The organism is Sphingomonas rustica (assembly GCF_039652585.1).
Taxonomy (GTDB): domain Bacteria; phylum Pseudomonadota; class Alphaproteobacteria; order Sphingomonadales; family Sphingomonadaceae; genus Sphingomonas; species Sphingomonas rustica.
Genome location: NZ_JBDIZK010000003.1, coordinates 264,263 through 286,323 on the forward strand (window position 1 = coordinate 264,263; position 22,061 = coordinate 286,323).

Annotated in this window: 21 protein-coding genes; 14 read left to right on the top strand and 7 right to left on the bottom strand. The window is 68.7% G+C overall.

Going from position 1 to position 22,061, the window contains the following annotated elements; genetic code table 11:
• Positions 1-232 precede the first annotated feature (232 nt).
• Positions 233-2,185, top strand: a complete 1,953-nt coding sequence (locus tag TPR58_RS06860) for an AAA family ATPase (RefSeq protein ID WP_346245876.1) — start codon at positions 233-235, stop codon at positions 2,183-2,185.
• Positions 2,186-2,234: 49 nt separating this feature from the next.
• Positions 2,235-4,370, top strand: coding sequence for a GDSL-type esterase/lipase family protein (locus tag TPR58_RS06865; protein WP_346245877.1), 2,136 nt, complete (start codon positions 2,235-2,237; stop codon positions 4,368-4,370).
• Here the strand turns inward: TPR58_RS06865 and TPR58_RS06870 are convergent.
• Positions 4,367-5,437 (bottom strand): PA0069 family radical SAM protein, encoded by a 1,071-nt coding sequence (locus TPR58_RS06870; RefSeq protein WP_346245878.1) that lies wholly within the window; start codon positions 5,435-5,437, stop codon positions 4,367-4,369. The two genes, TPR58_RS06865 and TPR58_RS06870, sit on opposite strands and share 4 nt — an antisense overlap.
• A gap of 56 nt (positions 5,438-5,493) precedes the next feature.
• On the opposite strand from TPR58_RS06870, the gene TPR58_RS06875 reads away from it, so the two are divergent.
• Positions 5,494-5,838, top strand: coding sequence for a VOC family protein (locus TPR58_RS06875; protein ID WP_346245879.1), 345 nt, complete (start codon positions 5,494-5,496; stop codon positions 5,836-5,838).
• Positions 5,839-5,927: 89 nt separating this feature from the next.
• Complete coding sequence (locus TPR58_RS06880) at positions 5,928-6,449, top strand: YbjN domain-containing protein (protein ID WP_346245880.1); 522 nt, start codon at positions 5,928-5,930, stop codon at positions 6,447-6,449.
• 15 nt (positions 6,450-6,464) lie between these two features.
• Here the strand turns inward: TPR58_RS06880 and moaB are convergent, their stop codons facing one another.
• The 3 genes from moaB to TPR58_RS06895 are packed head-to-tail and all read right to left on the bottom strand — an operon-like array spanning position 6,465 to position 9,563.
• On the bottom strand, positions 6,465-6,992 hold the full coding sequence (gene moaB, locus TPR58_RS06885; protein ID WP_346245881.1) for a molybdenum cofactor biosynthesis protein B: 528 nt from the start codon (positions 6,990-6,992) through the stop codon (positions 6,465-6,467).
• On the bottom strand, positions 6,979-8,799 hold the full coding sequence (locus tag TPR58_RS06890; protein WP_428835703.1) for a lytic transglycosylase domain-containing protein: 1,821 nt from the start codon (positions 8,797-8,799) through the stop codon (positions 6,979-6,981). The genes moaB and TPR58_RS06890 overlap by 14 nt, the downstream gene beginning before the upstream one ends.
• Before the next feature lie 41 nt (positions 8,800-8,840).
• Positions 8,841-9,563 (bottom strand): uracil-DNA glycosylase family protein, encoded by a 723-nt coding sequence (locus TPR58_RS06895; protein WP_346245883.1) that lies wholly within the window; start codon positions 9,561-9,563, stop codon positions 8,841-8,843.
• 129 nt (positions 9,564-9,692) lie between these two features.
• Between TPR58_RS06895 and TPR58_RS06900 the strand changes: the two genes are divergently transcribed.
• The 8 genes from TPR58_RS06900 to TPR58_RS06935 all read left to right on the top strand — a co-directional run bounded on the left by TPR58_RS06900 (position 9,693) and on the right by TPR58_RS06935 (position 18,328).
• On the top strand, positions 9,693-11,345 hold the full coding sequence (locus tag TPR58_RS06900) for an electron transfer flavoprotein-ubiquinone oxidoreductase (RefSeq protein ID WP_346245884.1): 1,653 nt from the start codon (positions 9,693-9,695) through the stop codon (positions 11,343-11,345).
• 241 nt (positions 11,346-11,586) lie between these two features.
• Positions 11,587-12,933 carry a tetratricopeptide repeat protein gene (locus TPR58_RS06905; protein ID WP_346245885.1) on the top strand — a complete coding sequence of 449 codons (1,347 nt, stop codon included), beginning with the start codon at positions 11,587-11,589 and terminating at the stop codon, positions 12,931-12,933.
• Positions 12,911-13,756 carry a 4-(cytidine 5'-diphospho)-2-C-methyl-D-erythritol kinase gene (locus TPR58_RS06910; protein WP_346245886.1) on the top strand — a complete coding sequence of 282 codons (846 nt, stop codon included), beginning with the start codon at positions 12,911-12,913 and terminating at the stop codon, positions 13,754-13,756. The genes TPR58_RS06905 and TPR58_RS06910 overlap by 23 nt, the downstream gene beginning before the upstream one ends.
• 22 nt (positions 13,757-13,778) lie before the next feature.
• Positions 13,779-14,534, top strand: a complete 756-nt coding sequence (locus TPR58_RS06915; protein ID WP_346245887.1) for an enoyl-CoA hydratase/isomerase family protein — start codon at positions 13,779-13,781, stop codon at positions 14,532-14,534.
• The gene (locus TPR58_RS06920; protein WP_346245888.1) at positions 14,531-15,250 is read left to right on the top strand and encodes an N-formylglutamate amidohydrolase; all 720 of its coding nucleotides are present in this window, start codon (positions 14,531-14,533) and stop codon (positions 15,248-15,250) included. The genes TPR58_RS06915 and TPR58_RS06920 overlap by 4 nt, the downstream gene beginning before the upstream one ends.
• Before the next feature lie 140 nt (positions 15,251-15,390).
• Complete coding sequence (locus TPR58_RS06925; RefSeq protein ID WP_428835704.1) at positions 15,391-15,741, top strand: hypothetical protein; 351 nt, start codon at positions 15,391-15,393, stop codon at positions 15,739-15,741.
• Positions 15,738-17,135, top strand: coding sequence for an NAD(P)H-hydrate dehydratase (locus TPR58_RS06930; RefSeq protein ID WP_346245890.1), 1,398 nt, complete (start codon positions 15,738-15,740; stop codon positions 17,133-17,135). Before TPR58_RS06925 ends, TPR58_RS06930 begins: the two co-directional genes overlap by 4 nt.
• Positions 17,132-18,328 carry a class I SAM-dependent RNA methyltransferase gene (locus TPR58_RS06935; protein ID WP_346245891.1) on the top strand — a complete coding sequence of 399 codons (1,197 nt, stop codon included), beginning with the start codon at positions 17,132-17,134 and terminating at the stop codon, positions 18,326-18,328. The genes TPR58_RS06930 and TPR58_RS06935 overlap by 4 nt, the downstream gene beginning before the upstream one ends.
• Here TPR58_RS06935 and truA read toward each other — a convergent pair.
• Positions 18,319-19,059 (bottom strand): tRNA pseudouridine(38-40) synthase TruA, encoded by a 741-nt coding sequence (gene truA, locus TPR58_RS06940; RefSeq protein ID WP_346245892.1) that lies wholly within the window; start codon positions 19,057-19,059, stop codon positions 18,319-18,321. The two genes, TPR58_RS06935 and truA, sit on opposite strands and share 10 nt — an antisense overlap.
• Positions 19,056-19,964 carry a methionyl-tRNA formyltransferase gene (gene fmt, locus TPR58_RS06945; protein ID WP_346245893.1) on the bottom strand — a complete coding sequence of 303 codons (909 nt, stop codon included), beginning with the start codon at positions 19,962-19,964 and terminating at the stop codon, positions 19,056-19,058. The genes truA and fmt overlap by 4 nt, the downstream gene beginning before the upstream one ends.
• 55 nt (positions 19,965-20,019) lie before the next feature.
• Between fmt and recR the strand changes: the two genes are divergently transcribed.
• Positions 20,020-20,616 carry a recombination mediator RecR gene (recR, locus tag TPR58_RS06950; RefSeq protein ID WP_346245894.1) on the top strand — a complete coding sequence of 199 codons (597 nt, stop codon included), beginning with the start codon at positions 20,020-20,022 and terminating at the stop codon, positions 20,614-20,616.
• Positions 20,617-20,666: 50 nt separating this feature from the next.
• A complete protein-coding gene (gene def, locus TPR58_RS06955; RefSeq protein ID WP_346245895.1) occupies positions 20,667-21,194 on the top strand; it encodes a peptide deformylase in 528 nt (175 codons plus the stop codon).
• A gap of 41 nt (positions 21,195-21,235) precedes the next feature.
• On the opposite strand, the gene TPR58_RS06960 is transcribed toward def, so the two are convergent.
• Positions 21,236-22,036 carry a formate--tetrahydrofolate ligase gene (locus TPR58_RS06960; RefSeq protein WP_346245896.1) on the bottom strand — a complete coding sequence of 267 codons (801 nt, stop codon included), beginning with the start codon at positions 22,034-22,036 and terminating at the stop codon, positions 21,236-21,238.
• Positions 22,037-22,061: the final 25 nt, after the last annotated feature.

The following is a 22,061-nucleotide window of genomic DNA, read 5'->3' on the forward strand; positions in this document are numbered from 1 at the left end:
CTGAAATGATTTCGCTACTTCGCCCGCCGATCCCGGACCCATTGTCGCGGGACGATCGGAGACATGACGTGTCGGATTGCCGCTATATCTTCGGGCTTGTCCCGGGAAGCGCCCGCACCCTCCCGTAACGCGCCGTTACCCAGGCACGGCGGGCGGCTGAGGGCCTCCCGCGCATTTCCCAGACAGAAGAACTGACGTCCCGGTCGCGAGGCCGGGCAGGGATCGGGTTATCATGAACGAATTTACGATCGTGCGGAGCGTGCTGCTCCGCGCAACCCGCGATGTCGCGGGCAAGTCGGCGCTGGCCAAGGCGATCCTCGCCTGGGCGGAGCCGCATTTCGGCTGGCTGACCGGAAGCAAGGAGAAGACCGGCTTTCGCGCGCTGATCCGCTCGGTCGAGCAGCAGGACCGGGCGACGGATCCGGTGGAACTGCCGTTGCGGCAGGCGGCGACGCTTGCCCGCGTCCTGGGGCTCGCGCCGGATGCCGAGCTGCTGCTGGCGCTGTGCGTCGCGGCGGATCGCTGCCCGCGGGCGACCCGGCTGGTGCAGGTGCTGCGCGACAATGGCGTCGACGTACCGTCGCTGCTGGCCGAGGTGGCCGGGACCGAACTGCACGCGCTGCGCCGCAGCCCGATCTTCCGACTGGGCCTGATCCGGCTGGTCGTCAATCGCGCCGGCCAGGTCGAGATCGATATCGCCTGGACGCTCGACCGGTTGCTCGACCGGCCGGACGACAGCGAAGAGGCGCTGATCGAGATCGTCGTCGGCCTGCGCCAGCGCGCGCAGCTCGAGCCGTCCGATTTCGTTGGCCATGAGGATCGCATCGGCCTGCTGCGCCGGCTGCTGGCCGGGGCACTGGCGTCGAGGGCGCCGGGGATCAACATCCTGATCCACGGGCCGCCTGGCACCGGCAAGACCGAACTGGCCCGCACGCTGGGCCAGGCGGCGGGCGCCGATCTGTTCAGCGTGGGCGAGGCGGACGAGGACGGCGACGAACCCACCCGCTGCGACCGGGTCGCCGCGCTTCAGCTTGCCCACCGCGTCGTGGCGGGCCGGGGCGACACCGTGCTGTTGTTCGACGAGATGGAGGACCTGATCGGCGATACGCAGCGCGCCCAGGGCGGCGACTGGTTCAGCCGGCGCGAAGGATCGAAGCTGTTCATCAACCGGATGCTCGAGACCAATGCGGTCCCGGTAATCTGGACGACGAACGCGATCGGCAATGTCGACCCGGCGATCCTGCGGCGGATGAGCTATGTCTTCGAGCTGGGGCTGCCCGGCCGCAAGGCCGGCCAGCGGATGCTGTCGCGCATCGAGCAGGACGAAGGCGTGGTGCTCGACGCCGCGGTTGCCGGGCTGGTCGCGGCGGCGCCCGAGGCGGCGACCGTGCTGCGCGTCGCGGCGCGGGCGGGCAAGCTGGCCGGGGAGGGCGGCGACACCGCCGCCTTTGCGGGATCGCTGTCGCGGGCGCTGCGCGGTGGTGCGAGGGTGCTGGAGGGGCTGTCGACCGTCGATCTCGACCTGTTCGAGGGCGACCTGCCGCTGGCGCCGCTGTTCGATCGCATCACCGGGCCCGATGCGCCGTGCGACGTGTCGCTGCTGCTCACCGGGCCGCCGGGCACCGGCAAGACCGCGCTTGCCGGGCATCTGGCGGTGGCGCTCGACCGGCCGCTGATCGTCAAGCGCGCCTCGGACCTGCTGTCCAAATGGGTCGGCGGGACCGAGGCGAACATCGCTGGCGCATTCGAGGAGGCGTTGCGCGACGAGGCCGTGCTCTTCTTCGACGAGGCGGATTCGCTGTTGTACGATCGTTCAACGGCGTCGCGCAGCTGGGAGGTGAGCCAGGTGAACGAGATGCTGACCTGGCTCGACCGGCATCCGCTGCCGTTCGTCGCGGCGAGCAACTTTGCCGGGCGGCTCGACCCCGCGGCGCTGCGGCGCTTCGTGTTCAAGCTGGACCTGCAGCCGCTGGGGCCGATGCGCTCGGCAATGGCGTTCGAGCGGTTCTTCGGCGTCGCGGCGCCGGTGGAGCTGTGCGAGATTGCCGGGCTGACCCCGGGCGATTTCGCCGTGGTGCGGCGGCAGCTGCGCTTCGTCGAGCCCCCGTGCGCCGCCGCGATCGTCGATCGGCTGCGGGCCGAGGTCGCGGCCAAGCCGGGCGCGTCGGGCAGGCTCGGCTTCTGAGCTTGTCATCCCCGACCCCTCGCTTATGGTACCGCTATCACGCGCGATCATGAGCGAGGGGAGAGGTGCGATGGGCAGGATGCGGGTAATGCTCGCGCTGATGGCGGCCATGCTGGTCGCCGCGGCCGCGCCGCAGGAACGCTGGGCCGCGGCCTGGTCCTCGTCCCAGATGGTGCCCGAGGGGAACAATGCGCCCTCGCCAGAGGACATGACCGACGCGACCCTGCGCCAGCTGGTGCGGGTGCAGATCGGCGGCGAGCGGGTGCGGATCCGCTTTTCGAACGCTTATGGTACCGCGCCGCTGCGGATCGATGCGGCCAGCGTGGCCCGTTCGGCCGACATCGCGACCTCGCGGATCGATCCGGCAAGCCTCAGGCCGCTCAGCTTCGGCGGCGCGCGCGACGTGGTGATCCCGGCGGGGGCGGATTACTGGTCGGACCCGGTCGCGCTGCGGGTCGAGCCGGGTGCCGACCTGGCGATCAGCTTCCATCTTCCCCAGGCACCGGCGCGGCAGACCGGGCATCCGGGCGCGCGGGCGACCTCGTGGCTCGCAAAGGGCGAGCATGTCGGCGATGCCGAGCTGGCGGGGGCGAAGCCGGTCGAGCGCTGGTATCTGCTGGGCGGGATCGAGGTCGACAATGCCCGCGCGTCGGCTGTGGTGGTCCTGGGGGATTCGATCACCGACGGTTACGGGGTGAAGGCGAACACGCACTTGCGCTGGACCGATGCGCTGCAGCTGCGGCTGCGCGGCCGCAAGGGGCTGGACCAGATGGCGGTGCTCAATGCCGGGATCGGCGGCAACCGGTTGCTCAACGACGGGCTGGGCCCCAATGCGCTGGCGCGGTTCGACCGCGAGGTGCTGACGCCGCCGGGGGTGACGCATCTGATCGTGCTGGAGGGCGTTAACGACCTCGGCACGCTGACCCGCGAGGCGCCTGCCACCGCGGACCAGCATAAGGCGCTGGTGCGCGACATGATCGGGGCGCTGCGCCAGATCGTCGCACGGGCGCGGGCGCGGGGGATCGTCGCGATCGGGGGCACGATCATGCCCTATGGCGGCTCGGCTTATTATCATCCCGATGCGGCGAACGAGGCGGATCGCCAGGCGGTCAATGCCTGGATCCGGTCGCCCGGCAATTTCGATGCGGTGATCGATTTCGACGCGGTAACCCGCGATCCGGCGCGGCCGACGCATCTGCGCGCCGATCTGGATTCGGGCGACGGGCTGCATCCGTCGATGGCCGGGTACAAGACAATGGCCGAGGCGGTGCCGCTCGAGCTGCTGACGCCGCGTGCGAGCTGGAAGGCGCCGCGTCCGACGGCTGCGCGGAGCAGGCGGGCACCCGCGCCGATGGTGGCGCTGACCTTCGACGATGTGCCGCATCATTCGGCGATGCCGCCGGGCAAGACCCAGCTGGACGCCGCGATCAGCATCACCTCGGCGCTGCGCTCGGCAGGCGTCGGCGAGGCCTATGGCTTCGTCAATGGCGGGCGCGAGGATGCGCAGAGTTCGTCGGTTTACGAGGTGTGGCGCAAGGCGGGCTATCCGCTCGGCAATCATGGCTGGAGCCATGCCAACCTCGCCCAGATCAGCGACGCCCGGTTCGAGGATGAGCTGACCAGGAACGAGCCGGTGCTGAAATCCTGGTCGGGCCGGGGCGACTGGCACTGGTTCCGCTACCCGTTCCTGTCCGAGGCCGTCGACGATCCCGCCCGGCGCGCGCGCATACGGCAGATGCTGGCGCGGCACGGCTACAAGGTCGCGACGGTCACGATGGATTTCGGCGACTGGCAATATAACGAGGTCTATGCCCGCTGCGTCGCCAAGGGCGACCGGGCGGCGATCGCCACGATGGAGAAGGCGTGGGTTGCCGGCGCCGACTCCGCGATCCTGCGCAGCCGGGCGATGTCGAAGGCGCTGTACGAGCGCGACATTCCCTATGTCCTGCTGATGCACATGGGCGGATTCGACGCGCATATGATGCCGCAGCTGATGACCTTGTTCCGCAAGCACGGCTTCCGCTTCGGTACGCTGGCCGAGGCGGGGCGCGATCCCTATTATGCCGCCGAGGTGGACCCGGCGCTGCCGCCCCCGCCCCAGGGGCTGGAAGGCGCGATGCGCGCGCGGGGCCTGCCGGTTCCCGCGGCCTATCAGCCGCCGGCGATGGACGGTTTCTGCCGCTAGAACAGTTCGCCCTGCGGTCCCGCGGGCGGGCGGAACAGGTCGGTGCGCAGCCGGATCCGCTCGCCGTCCAGGCCGAAGCGTTTGGCGGCGATGTGGAATCGGGTGCGAAGCAACTCGGCCCAGGCGCCCTGGCCGCGAAACCGGGTGTGGAAATTGGGGTCGTTGTCGCGCCCGCCGCGGATCGACTGGATGATCGACATGACCTTGCCCGCCCGATCGGGGAAATGCGTGTCGAGCCAGGCGCGGAACAGCGGCGCGACCTCGTGCGGCAGCCGGACGGGGAGGAAGAAGGTGCCCCGCGCACCCGCCTCGGCCGCGCGTTCCATCAGATGCTCCATCTCATGGTCGGTGATGGCGGGGATGATCGGAGACAGCGAGACATAGGTCGGGATGCCCGCCTCGGTCAGCCGCCTGACCGCCGCCAGCCGCTTCTCGGGATGCGGCGCGCGCGGCTCGACCGTCATCGACACCCTGGGATTGAGCGAGGTGACCGAGATCATCACTGCCGCCAGCCCGCGCGCCGCCATCGGCGCGAGCAGGTCAAGGTCTCGCGTCACCCGGTCCGACTTGGTCGTGATCGTCAGCGGGTGACAGGTTTCGGCCAGCACCTCGATACAGCCGCGGGTGATCCGCCAGTCCTTCTCGATCGGCTGATAGGGATCGGTGTTGGTGCCGAAGGCGATGGGCTCGCAGACATAGCCGCGCTTGCCAAGCTCGGCCCGTAGCAGCGTGGGTGCATCGGGCTTGGCGAACAGCCGCGTCTCGAAATCCAGGCCCGGCGACAGGTCGTGATAGGCGTGGCTGGGCCGGGCGAAGCAATAGATGCAGCCATGTTCGCAGCCGCGATAGGGGTTGATCGAACGGTCGAAGCCGATGTCGGGGGACTGGTTGCGGGTGATGATCGTGCGCGGATGCTCCACCGTCACCGTGGTGCGCAGCACCGGCTCGCCCTCGTCCACCGTCTCGCGATCGTCCAGCCAGTCGCCATCGGCCTGCCGCTCGGGCAGGTTGAAGCGGCGGCTCTCGCCGTTGAGCGTCGCGCCGCGGACAGGGCGTGTCTTGGCCATTGCCAGACCCTACGTGCCCGATTAGAACGTATCAAGAACATTCAAGGGGAACCATCATGCCGCGCCTGAGCTATCTCGAACTGTCGGTGAAGAATGTTGCGGGCGTCCGCGACTTTTACGCCGATGCCTTTGGTTGGGGCTTCACCGATTTCGGACCGGGCTATTCGGCCACCACAACCGGGGACACCGACCTTGGGCTGAGCGGCGACGAGGATCATCCCGCGGCGGCGATGCTGCCCATCGTGGAGGTGACGTCGGACCTGGAGGGCGCGCTGGACAAGGTGGTCGCGGCCGGCGGCACCATCACCGCGCCGATTTTTTCCTATCCCGGCGGCCGTCGCTTCCATTTCCGCGATCCGGCCGGGCACGAACTGGGCGTGTTTCTGAGCGACCAAGACTGATCTCAAAGGTTTCGTCCAGGCGTGGTCTATGGGACAGTGGTATGGCGGTTGCGCGACCGCCAGAAGTATTCTTTGGGGGACGGACATCTATGAAATATCTGATGATCGCTGCTGCACTCCTGACGGTGACAACGGCTGCGAACGGCCATGCGCAATCGCCGAGGAACTCTGCCACTGCGCAGGATCCATCGCTGGATCTTTCGACACCGGAGAAGGTGGCGCAAGCGTTGCAAGGCGCCGGCTATAAGGCGTTACTCAAGAAGCGCGACGACGGTGGAGCCTATATCGAAAGTGCCGCGAGTGGCTCAGGGTTCAGCATTGAATTCTGGTGCGAGGGCTCGGAGTGCAAGTCGATGCAGTTCTATACCTGGTACAAAAAACGTGACTGGTTCAACACTGACTTCGCCAATCGCTGGAACGCGAAATATCGGTTCGTAAAAGTCGCGATCGATGCTGATGGTGATCTATCAGTCTACATGGACATTTCTCTTGTCGGCAGGATGAGTTCGGCGCATTTCGGCGATATCCTGGACTGGTGGAGCGTCATGAGTGATGACGTCGGCACCTTCATCGATGACGAGGAGACAAAGCGGCTGAAGAAGCCGGGCTGAACCGATCTTCTTGCTTCAACGTTCGGTGAGGCGCGGCATCAGTTCGACGAAGTTGCAAGGGCGGTGGCGGCTGTCAAGCTGATCGCGCAGGATTCCGTCCCAGCCGTCCTTCACCGCGCCGGTCGAGCCGGGCAGGGCGAAGATATAGGTGCCGCGGGCAACGCCAGCGGTCGCGCGCGACTGGATCGTGGAAGTGCCGATCGTCTGATAGCTGAGCCAGCGGAACAGTTCGCCGAAACCGGGAATTTCCTTGTCCCAGACCCGAGCCAGCGCTTCGGGCGTGACGTCGCGCCCGGTAACCCCGGTCCCGCCGGTGGTGAGGATGCAGTCGATATCGGGATCGTCGATCCAGCCGTGCAGCCGCGCGACGATGTGATCGGTATCGTCCGCAACGATCGCGCGATCGGCCAGCACGTGCCCGGCCGATTCCAGCCGCTCGACCAGCGTGTCGCCCGACCGGTCATCGGCTGCGGTGCGGGTATCGGAAACGGTCAGGACGGCAATGCGAACGGGCTGAAGGACCCGCGTGTCATCGATTGGCATTGGGCCCCGCGGAGATGCGCGATGCCTGCTGGCGTCCCGGCATGCGGATCGCGGGCGCACCGGGCAGGCCGGGGAAGCGCGGCCACATGCCCTCGACCAGCGCGCCGCGGCTCGTCGAGCGACGGCCTTCCTGCAGCTCGTACATCCAGTAGTTGCGCAGCACGATCATGACGTAGCCGCGCGTCTCCCAATAGGGGATGCTCTCGATATAGAGCAGCGGATCGCCATTGTCGCGCATGCCCGCATTCCAGGCCTGAACCGGGTTCGGCCCGGCATTATAGGCGGCGATCACCTTAGGCAGCAGGCCGCCGGTCATCGACGAATCGCGCAGCTGCTCGAGATAGGACTGGCCGATCTCCATGTTCACCGACGGCTTGGTCAGGTCGGAGGCGGCATAGGTGACGCCGCGGCGGCGGCCGACATCGATCGCCGCGCCGGTGCGGACCTGCATCAGGCCCATCGCGCCCGCTGCGCTGCGCACGCTGGCGTTGAACCGCGATTCCTGGAGCGTGTGCGCGTAGACCAAGTTGCGATCGACCCGCCATCCGCCCGCGGGCGCCCAATTGGGGGCGGGATAGCGCGCCTCGATCAGCGGCCGGGCGCCGGCAGGGCCGTTATGCGACAGCCAGAGCTGTGTTTGTGGCAGGTTCATCCGGCCCGCCAGGCGCGTGAGCGCGGCGTGATCCTGGGCATCGCCCAGCTTCGCCTGGTGACGCAGCACCTCGTCGGCCAAGTCGGTCTCGCCGATCTCGATCAGCGCAGCCGCGACCCGGACGTTCGGCCGGCTTTCAAGCCGGCGCCAGTCCGCCGCGATCGCGCGGTTGCCGGGGAAGGGCTTTTCGTCGATCCCCAGCGACTGGCGCGCGAGCAGCCCGTAGAAGGTCTCGCCATATTGCGCGGCACCGTTCAGGTGCCCGGCGACCCGATCGGGCCGACCACACGCCATGTCGGCGCGCGATGCCCAATAAAGGCCGGCCGAACGCAGTTCGACATCGTCGGCACGCTGGGCCACCGTCTCGAACGCACGGCCGGCGCCCTCGCAATCCTTTTGACGCCATGCCGCCAGGCCGGTGATCCAGCTGGCGGGCGCGGCCCAGGCGCCCGATCCGCGCTCGGCCTTTTCGGCGACGCGGCGGGCGTTGCCGTCGTCGCCCGCGACATAATAGATCCAGGCAGTCTTCTGCAGCCATTCGGTGCGCGACTCGTCGGTCAGGTCGGGGCTGAACCGGTCGATCAGCGCCTCTGCGGAGACTCCGTCATCGGCCTTGATGAAGGGCTGCATCGCCAACGCGACTTCGGTCGCCGCGCTGTCCGAGCGGACCGAGCGGGTACGCTTGCGCACCGGCGCCGCGTCGAACCAGATCAGGCGCTGGACCGCGGGCAACTGGGGCAGGGCGGTCGCCCCGCGGGTGCTGGCCATGCGGCTGATCTGTGCCGCCTGCGGCAGGTCGGGGGCCGAGGCGAGCAGCGCCATCAGCGGCGACAACTCGGCTTTGGGCGAATTCTTTGCGGTGAAGATCTCGGCGCGGGCGATCGCGTGAAGCGGACCCGCCGGCATCGCGTCGAGCTGCGCCGTCGCCTCGCTCCAGCGTCCGGTGCGGATCGCCATGAATACCGACCGATATTGACGGCGCTGCTCTGCATCCAGCTGGTCGGGAATGCCGTCGCGCGCATCGATCTCGGCGCCGTGCGAGGTTGGCGGTGCGGCCTCCGCGCTCAGGGCGGGAGCGGCGAGCGCGATCGCGCTGCTGGACGCGGCAGGTACCGCTGGCGGCGCCACGTCCAGGTCCTCGGCAAGGGCGGGCATGGGTGCGGCGGCCAGCGTAGCCGCCATGATGATACGCAGGTTCACTGGCCAGTCCCCCGACTTAACAGCAATAAGTGCCTCCACGCTTCCGCCTTGGCCGCGGGCCGCTCCAGCAGGAAACGAGGATGATAGCTTGCCACCGCCTCGATACTCGCCGGAAGACGTTGAACGTCCGCTTTACGTTCCGAACTTTCGTCACCGTTCGTCCCATCCAGTACACGCCCTGCCGATTGTCCCAGCAATAACAGCCGCTTAGGTTGTGCAAGCATGATGTGATGACGTGCCAGTTCGATCAGTCGGGCTTCATCATCGGGTCTGATCCGCCCCGTCAGCGGCCGGGCCCAGGCGAGCGAGGCGAGATAGACCGAGTCGCGCGATTCGCCGATCGCGGCGAGCATCCGGTCGAGCAGCCGGCCGGGCAGGCCGCCCAGCAGGCCGTCATGATCCTCGGGTCCCGGCAGGTCGGTGAGAATCATCAATGAGATTGTATCCGGAGCGACCGGGGCGATCCGCGGGGTCATCCATCCTGCCTCGGGGGCGGCATCGCCCATCCGCCAGGCGACGAAATCCACCAAAGTTTCGGGCAGCGCCTCGACGATCGGTTCCGCTACGGCGGCGCGAGATTCCGCAGTCGCCGGCGCGGGCGGCAGCGCCAGCCAGTCGCGCGCCTCCTCGTCCGCCAGCATGTCGACGCCGGCGTCGGACCACCAGTCCAGTGCGCTTGCGATGCTGCCGCGCCAATCGTGAGTCAGTTCCACCCCCATAGAATCCGCATAGGCTCCTGCCTTGACGGCACGGTCAATTAGGCTTCATCGGCAAGAGGACAAGACGTGGCGCCCGCGCGACGACAGGCGGTTGGGCGCACGGCGCGCTGATGGGTTGAGGAGATTGTGATGACCGAACGCGAGTCGATGCCCTACGACGTGGTGATCGTCGGTGCCGGGCCCGCCGGGCTTTCGGCGGCGATCCGGCTGAAGCAAATGGCAACCGAAGCGGGCAGCGAAATATCGGTTTGCATCCTCGAAAAGGGATCGGAAGTCGGCGCGCATATCCTGTCGGGCGCGGTCATCGATCCGCGTGCGCTCGACGAGCTGCTGCCCGACTGGCGCGAGGACGGCTGCCCGCTGGCGAGCACGCCGGTGACCGAGAATCACCACTGGACGCTCAGCGCGACCGGCAAGTCGGCGATGCCCGAATTCCTGACGCCGCCCTATCTCCACAACAAGGGCACCTATACCGGCAGCCTGGGCAGCCTGTGTCGCTGGCTGGCGGGCAAGGCCGAGGAACTGGGCGTCGAGATCTTCCCCGGCTTCGCCGCCGCCGAGATCCTGTTCAACGAGGACGGGTCGGTGAAGGGCGTCGCCACCGGCGACATGGGCGTCGCCAAGGACGGCACGCACACGCCCGACTATCAGCCCGGGCTCGAGCTCCACGCCAAATACACCTTCTTCTGCGAAGGCGTTCGCGGCCATCTGAGCAAGCAGCTGATCCGCCAGTTCGAGCTGGCGCGCGAGTCCCAGCCGCAGGTCTATGGCATCGGCATCAAGGAATTGTGGGACATCGATCCCGCCAACCATGTGCCGGGCAAGGTCATCCATACGCAGGGCTGGCCGCTCGACGACGACACCCAGGGAGGCGGATTCCTCTATCACCAGGCGGACGGCCAGGTCGCGCTCGGCTTCGTCGTGTGGCTCGATTACGCCAACCCCTATCTCTCGCCGTTCCAGGAAATGCAGCGCTGGAAGACGCATCCCGAAATCGCCGCGGTGCTGAAGGGTGCCAAGCGCGTTTCCTACGGCGCCCGCGCGATCAGCGACGGCGGCTGGCAGGCGGTGCCGAAGCTGGTGTTCCCCGGCGGCGCGCTGCTGGGCGACTCGGCGGGCTTCCTCAACGTCCCGCGGATCAAGGGCACGCATATGGCGATCAAGAGCGGCATGCTCGCCGCCGAGGCTGCCTTTGCCGCGGTTCAGGAAGGGCGCAGCGCGGACGAGCTCGACGCCTATACGAGCGGTTACGAGAGCAGCTGGATGTATTCGGAGCTGCGCGGCGTTCGCAACGTCGTGCCGCTGGTGAAGAAGTTCGGCGCCACCTGGGGCACGGTGTTCGCGGGCGTCGCCATGTGGAGCGAGTTGCTCGGCCTGCGCTGGCCGTTCACGATGAAGCACAAGCCCGATTACAAATACATGCATCTGGCCGCGAACTCGAAGCCGATCGACTATCCCAAGCCCGATGGCGTGCTGACCTTTGACCGGCTGTCGTCGGTGTTCCTCTCGGGCACCAATCACGAGGAGAACCAGCCGGTCCACCTCACGCTCAAGGACCCCGACGTTCCGATCCGGGTCAATCTGCCATTGTATGCCGAGCCCGCGCAGCGTTACTGTCCGGCCGGCGTGTACGAGGTGATCGGCGAGGGCGAGGACGCTCGCTTCCAGATCAACGCCCAGAATTGCGTGCACTGCAAGACGTGCGACATCAAGGATCCCAGCCAGAACATCAACTGGGTGGTTCCCGAAGGCGGCGGAGGCCCCAATTACCCCAATATGTAAGCGACTGGGCATCGGGATCGCGGCGCTTCTGGTTGCCGCGCCGGCGCTCGCGCAAAATGTCGATCCCGCCGTCTATGTCCGTGCGCGCGCCGCCGCCGAACGCGGCGATGCCGCCACCGCGGCGCGCGGGTTCGCGGCGGCGCTGACCGCATCGCCCGACGATGCGGATATCGCGCTGCTCGCCTATCGCCAGGCCCTGGCGATCGGCGATTATCCGCTGGCCGAACGGGCACAGGCGGCGATGGCCCGGTCCAATGCCGCCCCGCTCGATTCGGCGATCCTGCGCTATGCGATCGCACTGAAGGCCGGCGACCGCGCCGGGGTCGATGCCGCGCTCGACCGGCTGGCGGGCGGTCCGCTGAACTTCATGGCGCCGGTTCTGCGCGCCTGGGTCGCCCAGGATCGCGGTGGCGATCCGTTCGCTCCCCTCGCTGCCGCATCGGGGCCGCTGGGCGGCCGCTATGCCGCCGAGCATCGTGGCCTGTTGCTGATCCATCGGGGGCAGGTGGATGAGGGGCTGGCGGTGCTCCAGCCGCTGATCGAGGCGCCCCGCAGCAATGACTTGCGCATCGATGCCGCATTCCTGCTCGGCCTGTCGGGCAGGCGCGATCGCGCGCGCGACCTTCTGTTGGGAGACGGCGCCCAGGCCAAGGCACTGCGCGACCGCCTTGGCCGCGGCACGACCAGGCCGGGTGCCGCGCTCGGGTCCGCCTGGCTGTTCCTCAGTATCGCGGCCGATCTGGCGGGCGAGCAGGCACCGCCCGAAGTGTCGGTGCTGCTGACCCGGTCCGCATTGCTGCTCGAACCCGGCGACGACCGGTTACGGCTCTATCTGGCCGAGGCGCTGTCGAAGCTGGGGATGACCGATCTGGCGCTCACCGTCCTTGCCGAGGTGCGGCGCGACAGCCCCTTTGCCCAGGGCGCGATCGTCAGCCGCATCTCGGTCCTCGACCGTGCCGGGCGAGAGGACGAGGCGCTGGTCCTCGCCAAGGTTCAGGCGGAGCGGCGCGACGCCGGATGGCAGGACGCAGCCACCTATGGCGACCTGTTGTCCGACGAGGGGCAGCACGCCGCCGCGGCGACCGCCTATCGCGCCGCGATCGATCGTGGGGGCGCCGACAGCTGGAGCCTCCATTATCGCCGGGGCGTGGCGCTGGACACGGCCGGCGACTGGCCCGGCGCCGAGGCTGCGCTGCGCAAGGCGATCGAGCTTGGTCCGCGCGAGGCAAAGCCGCTCAGCACGCTGGGATCGGCGATGGTGCGTCGCGGCCAGCAACTGGCCGAGGCGCAGACCTTGCTCGAACGCGCCAACCGGCTGAAGCCCGACGACGCCGCGATCATCGATTCGCTCGGCTGGGCCTATTTCATGGCCGGCGACACGGTGCGGGCGCTGCCGCTTCTGGAAAAGGCGGCGCGCGGCGATCCTGGCGGCAGCCTGGTCAACGAGCATCTGGGCGACGTCTATTGGCAGCTTGGGCGACGCGTCGACGCGCGCTATGCGTGGAATGCGGCGTCGATCTATGCCGACAGCGCGACGGTCGGCCGCATTGCCGCCAAGATCGAGAATGGACCGCGTGCCCTCAACTGACCCGAGCTTCGACCCGATTGCCGAGCCTGCCCGCGCCAAGCTGAACCTGGCGCTGCACGTCCGGGCGCGACGACCCGACGGCTATCATGAGCTGGAGACGCTGTTCGCGTTCGTCGATCTGGGCGACATCGTCCGGATCAGGCCCGGCAACGGTTTCACCGTCACCGGCCCCTTCGCCGGCGCGCTCCAGGGTGAGGGGGACAATCTGGTCATGCGCGCCGCGGCGCGCTTTGCCGAGCGGTTCGGCGGCGGCCCCTGGGCAATCGAGCTGGAAAAGCACCTGCCGGTTGCGTCGGGAATCGGCGGCGGATCGGCGGATGCCGCCGCGACGTTACGGGCGCTGGCACGGCTGCAGGGGGTAACTATCGACGCGCTGTATCCGATCGCCGATGCACTGGGATCGGACGTGCCCGCCTGCCTGTTCGGCGTCACCGCGCTGGGCACCGGGCGCGGCGAGCGGCTCGACCCGATCGAGGGGCTGGCGGGACAGCCGGTGCTGATGGTCAATCCGGGCGTCGGCGTTTCGACCGCCGAGGTGTTTCGCCGCTGGGACGGCGTCGATCGTGGGCCGATCGGGGGCGGCGGATTGCTGGACCGTGCACGGGCCGGACGCAACGACCTGGAACCGCCGGCGCGGGCGATCGCGCCGGAAATCGATGCGGTGCTGGCGGCACTGGACGCACTGCCGGGGGTGATCCTGGCCCGGATGTCCGGATCGGGCGCGACCTGCTTCGCCCTGTTCGACAGTATCGAGGCACGGCATGGCGCGGCATTGGCGGTAGCCCGGCCCGGCTGGTGGGTCGCCGAGACGGCACTGGTCTGAGCCGCGGGATGACAGGCGCGCCGTGATCGGGCAGAGCGACGCGATGATCCAGATCGAGCGCGACGGCGCCATCGCCACCGTGACCCTCAACCGGCCCGAGGCGCGCAACGCGCTGCCGATCGCCGGCTGGCAGGCGCTGAGCGAGGCCGCCGCGGCGTTGGCGGACAGCGACGCGCGGGTGGTGATCCTCCAGTCGCATGTGCCGCTGATCTTCTCGGCGGGCGCCGATATCGCAGAGTTCTCGCGCTTCGAGGCGGGCGATGCGACGCGTTTCAGGCTGGCCATGCGCCGCGGGATCGATGCGGTTGCCGCGCTGCCGATGCCGGTGATCGCCGCGATCGACGGCGGATGCTATGGTGCCGCGGTTGCGCTGATCCTCGCCTGCGACCTGCGGGTCGCCGGGCAGGGCGCGCAATTCGCCGCGACGCCGGCCAAGCTGGGCATCGGCTATCCGCGCGAGGACGTCGCCCGGCTGTCCGCGCAGATCGGCCGCGGCAATGCGTCACGGATGCTGTTCAGCGGAGAGATCGTCGAGGCCATCGACGCCCACGCAATGGGGCTGGTCGAACTGCACTGGGAGGATGCGGGACCGCTCGCGCGCACGTTCGCAGATCGTATCGCCGCCAATGCCCCCGGCGCGATGCGGCTGCTGAAACGCGCGCTGGCGGATCCTGACGATGCCGGCCTGGACGATGCGTTCGACGCCTGTTTCGACAGCGCCGAGTTCGCCGAGGGCAGGGCGGCGTTTCGCGAGCGCCGACGGCCGGTGTTCCAGTGAGCGTCGCGCCGGCAGAGATCATCGATGGCGCAGCGCATCGGCTGTTGCTGTTGTGCGACCATGCGTCCAACCGCGTGCCGGACGATATCGACCTGAATATCGATCCGGCGCTGCTCGACCTGCATATCGCGATCGATATCGGCGCGGCCGACGTGACTCGCGCGCTTGCCGCGCAGCTCGATGCGCCCGCGATCCTCGGGACCGTGTCGCGGCTGGTGATCGATCTTCACCGGGAGCCTGATCATCCCGGACTGATCCCGCAAGTCAGCGATGGTCATGAGATACCGGGCAATGCTCAGATCGATTCTGAGGAGCGACTGGTGCGCTTCCACATCCCCTATCATGCGACGATCGAGCAATGGATCGCGGCGCGCCGACCCGATTACATCCTGTCGGTCCACAGTTTCACGCCGAAGCTGGAACAGGGCGGAAGTGAACGGCCGTGGGAGATCGGCATCCTCTACAATCAGGATGCGCGGCTGGCTCGCCCGGCGATCGAGTGGCTGGGGCGTCAGGGGCTGATCGTCGGCGATAACGAGCCCTATTCGGGCAAGGCGCTGAACGCGACGCTCAACCGTCATGCCGAGGCCAATGATATCCCGTCGTTCGCGATCGAGATCCGCAACGACCTGATCCGCGACGCCGCCGGCGTCGCCCGCTGGGCGGGCATTCTCGCGGCCATGGCAGAGATTCTCCGTGGGGAGCTCGGTCGATGAGAAAATATCATACCAATCAGGTTCTTGCTGGCCATCTCGAACTGTCCATGAGAACAGTTTGCCGCGCCGCAGTCGGTGCAACACTGGCCGCCATGTGTCTCGGGTTTGGTGGATGCGATGGCGTCGCCGTTCCCGACAAGATGGCGGAGGTGAAGGCCAGGTCGCATGGCGAGGCGATGGCGAAGGCCGAAAGCCGGATCGAATGCGCGGGGCCGGGGGAACAGGCGATGGCGCTGACCTGCACCATCACCCGGACCCAGACGCAGGATGGCCTCTTCCTGACGCTTCGCCATGCCGATGGCGGCTTCCGACGGCTGTTGGTGACGACCGATGGCCGCGGCGTGGTCGCAGCCGACGGCGCAGAGCGAGCGGTGGTCACGCCGGTGGCGTCCGACCTGATCGAGGTCCGGCTGGGCGGGGCGCGCTATCATTTGCCGGCAACGGTGCGGGCAACGCCCAAGGCGCCGTCGGCCAGAAGCGCACGGTCATGATTCCGCCCGGCGCGCCGATCCTCACCGCCGAAGCGATGCGCGCGGCCGAGGATGCGCATTTCCGCGGCGTGCCCCAGCTCGACGTCATGGAGCGGGCGGGCGCTGCCATCGCCCGCGAGGCGGCGCGGTTCGCGACCGGGCGCGACATGCTGGTGCTTGCAGGGCCCGGAAACAATGGCGGCGATGCCTTTGTGGCGGCACGGCTTTTGAAGGCTGCCGGACATGACGTGACCGTTGCGGCGATGGGAGAGCCGCAGACGCCGGCCGCGCGGACCATGTTCGAACGATGGGAGGGGGCGACCAGCTCGCTCTACGAGGCGCGGCCGCGCCCGATCCTGATCGACGGCCTGTTCGGCACCGGCATGAGCCGTGCGCTCGATCGCGGCCCGCGCGCGCTGCTCGCCGATCTGGCCAAAGGGGCGGAGTTCAGCCTGGCCATCGACCTGCCCTCGGGCCTCGAGACCGACAGCGGTGCCGATTACGGTGCGCCGCGGGTGTCGGCGACGATCGCGCTCGCCGCGCTGAAGCCGGCGCATCTGCTGGGTGCGGGGCTGGAGAAATGCGGCCATGTGTTGCTGGCCGACATCGGCATCCCGGTCGAGTCCGCCTGGCACAGCCTGGCGCGGCCGCGGATCGAGGCGCCCGGCGCGTTCGACCATAAATATAGCCGCGGCATGGTGGCGGTGATCGAGAATGCGATGCCGGGCGCGGCCCGGCTGGCGGCTGGCGCGGCCGCTTCGGCCGGCGCGGGCTATGTCATGCTGATCGGGACGGACCCGGCGAGCCGCGTGGACGCCATCGTGCGCAAATCGGTCGCGGCGGCTGAGGATCTGGCCGACGCGCTCGCCGATCCGCGGATCGGGGTGGTGGTGGTCGGACCCGGCCTGGGCCGCGACCGGCGGGCGGAGGGCTTGCTGAAGGCGGTGCTTGCCACCAGCCATCCGCTGGTGCTCGACGGCGATGCGCTGAGCCTGCTCGGCCGCAATGCCGCGCGCTGGCTGCAGGCGCGCACCGCGCCATCCTGGCTGACGCCGCATGGCGGCGAGTTCGACCGCCTGTTCGGCGAGGCGGGCGGCAGCAAGATCGACCGCACGCTGGCGGCGGCGGCCGAGGCGCAGGCGACGATCGTGCACAAGGGTGCCGATACGGTGATCGCCGATCCGCGCGGCGCGGTTCGGGTTGCGGCGCATGCCTCGCCTTGGCTGTCCACGGCGGGGACGGGCGACCTGCTGGCCGGGCTGCTGGCGGCGCGGGTCGCGTGCGGTGACGATGCGCTCGTGGCGGCGGAGACCGCAGTGTGGCTCCATGCGGCCGCCGCGCGTCGTGCCGGCCCTGCCTTCGTCGCCGATGCGCTGATTGGCCAAATACCCCAGGCGGTTTCGGAGTGTCTGTGATCGAGGAAGAAGTCATTCGCGTCGCGGCGCGCGGCGACGGCGTGACCGCGGATGGCCGCCACGTGCCGCTGGCTGCACCGGGCGACCGCGTTGCCGCCGACGGGACGATCGCCCCGGGGCCGCACCATCAAAACCCGCCGTGCCGGCACTTCCCCCAATGTGGCGGTTGCCAGCTCCAGCATCTCGACGATGCGAGCTGGAGCGGATTCATCGTCGAGCGGATCCGCGCCGCGCTGGGCCAGCATGGGCTGGAGACCGAAATCCGGACGCCGTTGCTGTCGGCGCCGCGTACCCGGCGCCGGGCGACGCTTCACGCCGAGCGGCGCGGGCGGCAGGTCCATCTCGGTTTCACCGAACAGGGCAGCCACCGGCTGATCGACCTGGACGAGTGCCATGTCCTCGATCCGCGGCTGTTCGCGCTGCTGGCGCCGCTGCGTGGCTTGCTCGCGACGGTTGCGCCCGTCAGCCGGCGGATCAACGTCCAGCTTGCCCTGACCGACCAGGGGCCCGACGTGCTGATCGACGGGATCGAGGCCGAGGGATTGGCCGCTGCGGAGGCGCTCACCGCCTTCTCGCAGCGCCACGGGCTGGCGAGACTGGCGATGGACGAGGGGTTGGGGCCAACGACGCGGTGGGAGCCCGATCCGGTCACGATCACGCAGGGCGGGGTGCCGGTCCCCTTTCCGCACGGCAGTTTCCTCCAGGCGACGCCCGAGGGCGAGGCGGCACTGGTCGCGGCGGTCCGCGAGATCGCCGGCGGCGCGGCCGCGATCGCCGACCTGTTCGCGGGGCTGGGGACCTTCGCGTTCGCCTTCGCCGGGTCGAAAGTCTATGCGGGCGAAGCCGCGCGCGATCCGGTCCTGTCGCTGAAGGCTGCGGCGGCGCGCGCGGGTCGACAGATCTTTGCCGATCACCGCGACCTGTTCCGCCGTCCGCTGACGACGAAGGAGCTGAACAATTTCCAGGCGATGGTGATCGACCCGCCGCGCGCCGGGGCGAAGGAACAGAGCGCCGAGATCGCTGCCTCGATCGTACCGCGTGTCGCCTTTGTCTCGTGCAATCCCAGTACCTTCGCCCGTGATGCGGAGATCCTGTGCAAGGGCGGCTATCGGCTCGACTGGATCCAGCCGGTTGGCCAGTTCCGCTGGTCGACCCATGTCGAACTGGCCGCGCAGTTCACCCGTCAGGGATAGTCGGCGCGCAGGAAATAGAGGCCGTCGGACGGCGCGTTGAAGCCCAGCGCGGCGCGGTCGCGCGCCTTCAGCGCCGTGCGCATGTCGTCGGGACGCCACTTGCCCTGGCCGACCAGCGAGAGGCACCCGACCATCGAGCGCACCTGATGGTGGAGGAAGGACCGGGCCGAGGCGAAGACGCTGATCCGGTCGCCCTGGCGCACCACGTCGAGCCGGTCGAGCGTGCGGAGCGGGCTGTCGGCCTGGCAATGGGCGGAGCGGAAGGTGGTGAAATCGTGCCGGCCGACCAGGTGCTGCGCGCCCTCCTGCATCGCGTCCGCGTCGAGCGGATTGGCGACCCGCCACGCCAGCCCCTTCTCGAACGTCAGCGGCGCGCGGCGCTGGACGATGCGATATTCGTAATGGCGCGCCAGGCACGAGAAGCGGGCATGCCAGTCGTCGGGCACCACCTCGCACCCCAGGATCGCGACGGGGTTGGGCCGCAGCCGTGCGTTGAGCGCCTCCATCAGCCGGAACGGCGCGATGTCCTTGGCCACGTCGCAATGCGCGCGCATCTCCAGCGCATGGACGCCGGCATCGGTCCGACCGGCGGCGTGGACCAGCGCATCCTCGCCGGTGATCGCGTGAAGCGCATCCTCGATCGCCTGCTGGACGCTCGGCCCATGATCCTGATGCTGCCACCCCATGAACGGCCGCCCGTCATATTCGACGGTGAGCGCGAAGCGTGTCACAGCCGGGCGCCTGCGGGGATGGCGAATCCGCGCAGCAGTTCCCGTGACGTCATGACGCCGCGCCCGGCCCGCTGGATGCGCGACGGGCGGATCGCGCCCTGGGCACAGGCGATGGTCAGCATCTCGTCGATCACCGTCCCGGGGGGGGCGCTGGCGTCAACGATTTCCGCAGCATGGACGCGGAAACGCTCGCCGTCATATTCGAAGAACGCGCCGGGGGCAGGGTTGAAGGCGCGGACCTGTCGCTCGACCACCTCGGCCGGCTGGCCGAAGTCCAGCCGTGCCTCCGCCTTGTCGATCTTCGGCGCATAGGTCACCCCGTCATCGGGCTGCGCCACCGCGGGATGGCGGTCGAGATCGCCCAGCACCGTCACCATCAGCCGCGCGCCCATCGCGCTCAGCTCGTCCGTGAGTTCTCCAGCCGTCTTGCGATCGATCGGAGTCCGATCCTCCAGCCGCACCGGGCCGGTGTCGAGCCCGGCTTCCATCTGCATGATCCCGACCCCGGTCTCGGCATCGCCGACCAGGATCGAGCGCTGGATCGGTGCGGCGCCGCGCCAGCGCGGCAGCAGCGAGCCATGGACGTTCAGGCAGCCATGACGCGGCGCCTCCAGCACCGGCACCGGCAGGATGAGGCCATAGGCCGCGACCACCGCGACATCGGCGTCCAGCGCCGCGAACGCCTCGACCTCGCCGGGTTCCTTGCGGAACGACAGCGGGGTGCGCACCTCGATCCCCAGGGCCTCTGCACGGGCATGGACCGGGGAGGGGGTCAGCGCCTTGCCGCGACGGCCGCCGGCGCGCGGCGGCTGGCTGTAGGCAGCGACGACGTCGTGGCCGGCCTCGACCAGCGCATCGAGCACCGGCACGGCGAATTCGGGGGTTCCCATGAAGATGATCCGCATCGCTCCCCTCAACCGCTTGGCAGAGGCGGGCGCAAGCCCCTATGTCTGCTGAACCATGGCATCCCCCGAAATCGAAGCGCTGACCCAGGCCCTGTCGCGGCTCCCCGGCCTGGGGCCGCGATCGGCGCGGCGCGCGGTGCTGCATCTGTTGAAGAAGCGCGAGACGGCGCTCGATCCGCTGCTGCTGGCGCTGGCGCGCGTGAGCGAGCGGCTGAACACCTGCTCGATCTGCGGCAATGTCGATACGACCGATCCCTGCTCGATCTGCGCCGATCCGCGCCGCGATGCGCGCTCGCTGTGCGTCGTCGAGGAGGTGGCCGACCTGTGGGCGCTCGACCGGTCGCGGCTGTTTCCCGGCCGCTTCCATGTGCTGGGCGGGCGGCTGTCGGCGCTCGAGGGGGTCCGGCCGGAGGATCTGGCGATCGACAGCCTGGTTCGCCGCGTCGCCGACGGCGGCATCGACGAGGTCGTGCTGGCGATGAATGCAACGCTGGAGGGTCAGACCACCGCCCATTATGTCGCCGAGCGGATCGAGACCTATCCGGTACGCGTCACCCAGTTGGCGCACGGCCTGCCGGTGGGCGGCGAACTCGACTATCTCGACGAGGGCACGCTTGCCCAGGCGCTGCGCGCGCGGCGCCCGGTGGCTTAGGCGCTCACCCTGATCTTGCGGGAATCGGCCGCAGGGCCTAAATTCATCGCATGGCTTTGCTTCCGATCATCGAAGTGCCGGACCCCCGGCTGCGTATTGTTTCGTCCCCGGTGGACCAGGTGGACGACGCGCTGCGCGACCTGATCGCCGACATGTTCGACACCATGTACGACGCCCCGGGCATCGGCCTGGCGGCGATCCAGGTCGGCGTGCCGAAGCGTGTCCTGGTCATGGACCTGCAGGAGCAGGAAGGCGAGGACGGCAAGCCGATCCGCGATCCGCGCGTCTTCATCAATCCGGTGATCCACGATCCGTCCGAGGATCAGTCGCTCTATACCGAGGGCTGCCTGTCGGTGCCGGACCAGTTCGCCGATGTCGAACGCCCGGCGCGTTGCCGCGTCACCTGGCTCGACGAGAAGGGTGAGGCGCACGACGAGGTGTTCGAGGGGCTGTGGGCGACCTGCATCCAGCACGAGATGGACCATCTCGAAGGCGTGGTGTTCATCGACCATCTGTCGCGCCTGAAACGCGACATGATCATGAAGAAGCTCAACAAGGCTCGCAAGGCCGCCGCCTAAGCCATTGATCACCGGGGAGCTTGATGCTCCCCGGTCGTCGGTTAGAACAGCCCGACGACCAATCCCTGCGCATCGAACCGGATCGCCTCCGCCGCGGGCTGCCTCGGCAGGCCTGGCATCGTCATGATCTCTCCGCAGATCGCTACGACGAAGCCGGCCCCGGCGGCCAGTCGGACGTCACGCACCGGCACGATATGCCCCGTCGGCGCGCCCAGCCCGGAGGGGTCGGTCGAGAAGCTATATTGCGTCTTCGCCATGCACACCGGCAGATTGCCGAACCCCGCCTCTTCCCATGCCGCCAGCTTCGCGTGCACCGCGGGATCGGCCAGCACCGCCTCGGCGCGGTAGATGCGCGTCGCAACGCTGTTGATCTTCTCGAACCGCGGCAGGCCGTCGCCATAGAGCGGCGCGAACTGCGCGTTGCCGCGATCGGTCAGCGCAACGACCTGCTCCGCCAGTGCCTCCGCACCCGCGCCGCCATCCGCCCAATGGGTGCAGATCACCGCCTCGGCGCCATGCGCGGCGGTGATGGCGATCAGCTCGGCCAGTTCCTCGTCGCTATCGGTATGGAAGCGGTTGATCGCCACGATCGCGGGGACGCCGAACTGGCGGATATTCTCCAGATGCCGGATCAGGTTCACGCTGCCCAGCCGTACGGCGTCCAGGTTGGGCGCGGCCAGATCGGTCTTGGCAACGCGCCCATTCATCTTCAGCGCGCGCACGGTCGCGACGATCACCGTGGCATCCGGCTTAAGACCGGCCTGACGGCACTTGATGCCGAAGAATTTCTCTGCGCCCAGATCGGCGCCGAACCCCGCCTCGGTCACCGCATAAGCGGCCATAGGGCTCCAGCGCGTCGTCGGGAAT

Bases quoted from the DNA above. Each gene is read 5' to 3' on its own strand.
- TPR58_RS06895 (WP_346245883.1), bottom strand. From the start codon at position 9,563: ATGGGGGTGGAACTGACTCACGATTGGCGCGGCAGCATCGCAAGCGCA.
- TPR58_RS06900 (WP_346245884.1), top strand. From the start codon at position 9,693: ATGACCGAACGCGAGTCGATGCCCTACGACGTGGTGATCGTCGGTGCC.
- TPR58_RS06860 (WP_346245876.1), top strand. From the start codon at position 233: ATGAACGAATTTACGATCGTGCGGAGCGTGCTGCTCCGCGCAACCCGC.
- TPR58_RS06880 (WP_346245880.1), top strand. From the start codon at position 5,928: ATGAAATATCTGATGATCGCTGCTGCACTCCTGACGGTGACAACGGCT.
- TPR58_RS06910 (WP_346245886.1), top strand. From the start codon at position 12,911: ATGGACCGCGTGCCCTCAACTGACCCGAGCTTCGACCCGATTGCCGAG.
- TPR58_RS06865 (WP_346245877.1), top strand. From the start codon at position 2,235: ATGAGCGAGGGGAGAGGTGCGATGGGCAGGATGCGGGTAATGCTCGCG.
- TPR58_RS06930 (WP_346245890.1), top strand. From the start codon at position 15,738: ATGATTCCGCCCGGCGCGCCGATCCTCACCGCCGAAGCGATGCGCGCG.
- moaB (WP_346245881.1), bottom strand. From the start codon at position 6,992: ATGCCAATCGATGACACGCGGGTCCTTCAGCCCGTTCGCATTGCCGTC.
- TPR58_RS06890 (WP_428835703.1), bottom strand. From the start codon at position 8,799: ATGCCCGCCCTTGCCGAGGACCTGGACGTGGCGCCGCCAGCGGTACCT.
- TPR58_RS06960 (WP_346245896.1), bottom strand. From the start codon at position 22,036: ATGGCCGCTTATGCGGTGACCGAGGCGGGGTTCGGCGCCGATCTGGGC.
- TPR58_RS06905 (WP_346245885.1), top strand. From the start codon at position 11,587: ATGGCCCGGTCCAATGCCGCCCCGCTCGATTCGGCGATCCTGCGCTAT.
- TPR58_RS06870 (WP_346245878.1), bottom strand. From the start codon at position 5,437: ATGGCCAAGACACGCCCTGTCCGCGGCGCGACGCTCAACGGCGAGAGC.
- TPR58_RS06925 (WP_428835704.1), top strand. From the start codon at position 15,391: ATGGCGGAGGTGAAGGCCAGGTCGCATGGCGAGGCGATGGCGAAGGCC.
- fmt (WP_346245893.1), bottom strand. From the start codon at position 19,964: ATGCGGATCATCTTCATGGGAACCCCCGAATTCGCCGTGCCGGTGCTC.
- TPR58_RS06875 (WP_346245879.1), top strand. From the start codon at position 5,494: ATGCCGCGCCTGAGCTATCTCGAACTGTCGGTGAAGAATGTTGCGGGC.
- def (WP_346245895.1), top strand. From the start codon at position 20,667: ATGGCTTTGCTTCCGATCATCGAAGTGCCGGACCCCCGGCTGCGTATT.
- recR (WP_346245894.1), top strand. From the start codon at position 20,020: ATGGCATCCCCCGAAATCGAAGCGCTGACCCAGGCCCTGTCGCGGCTC.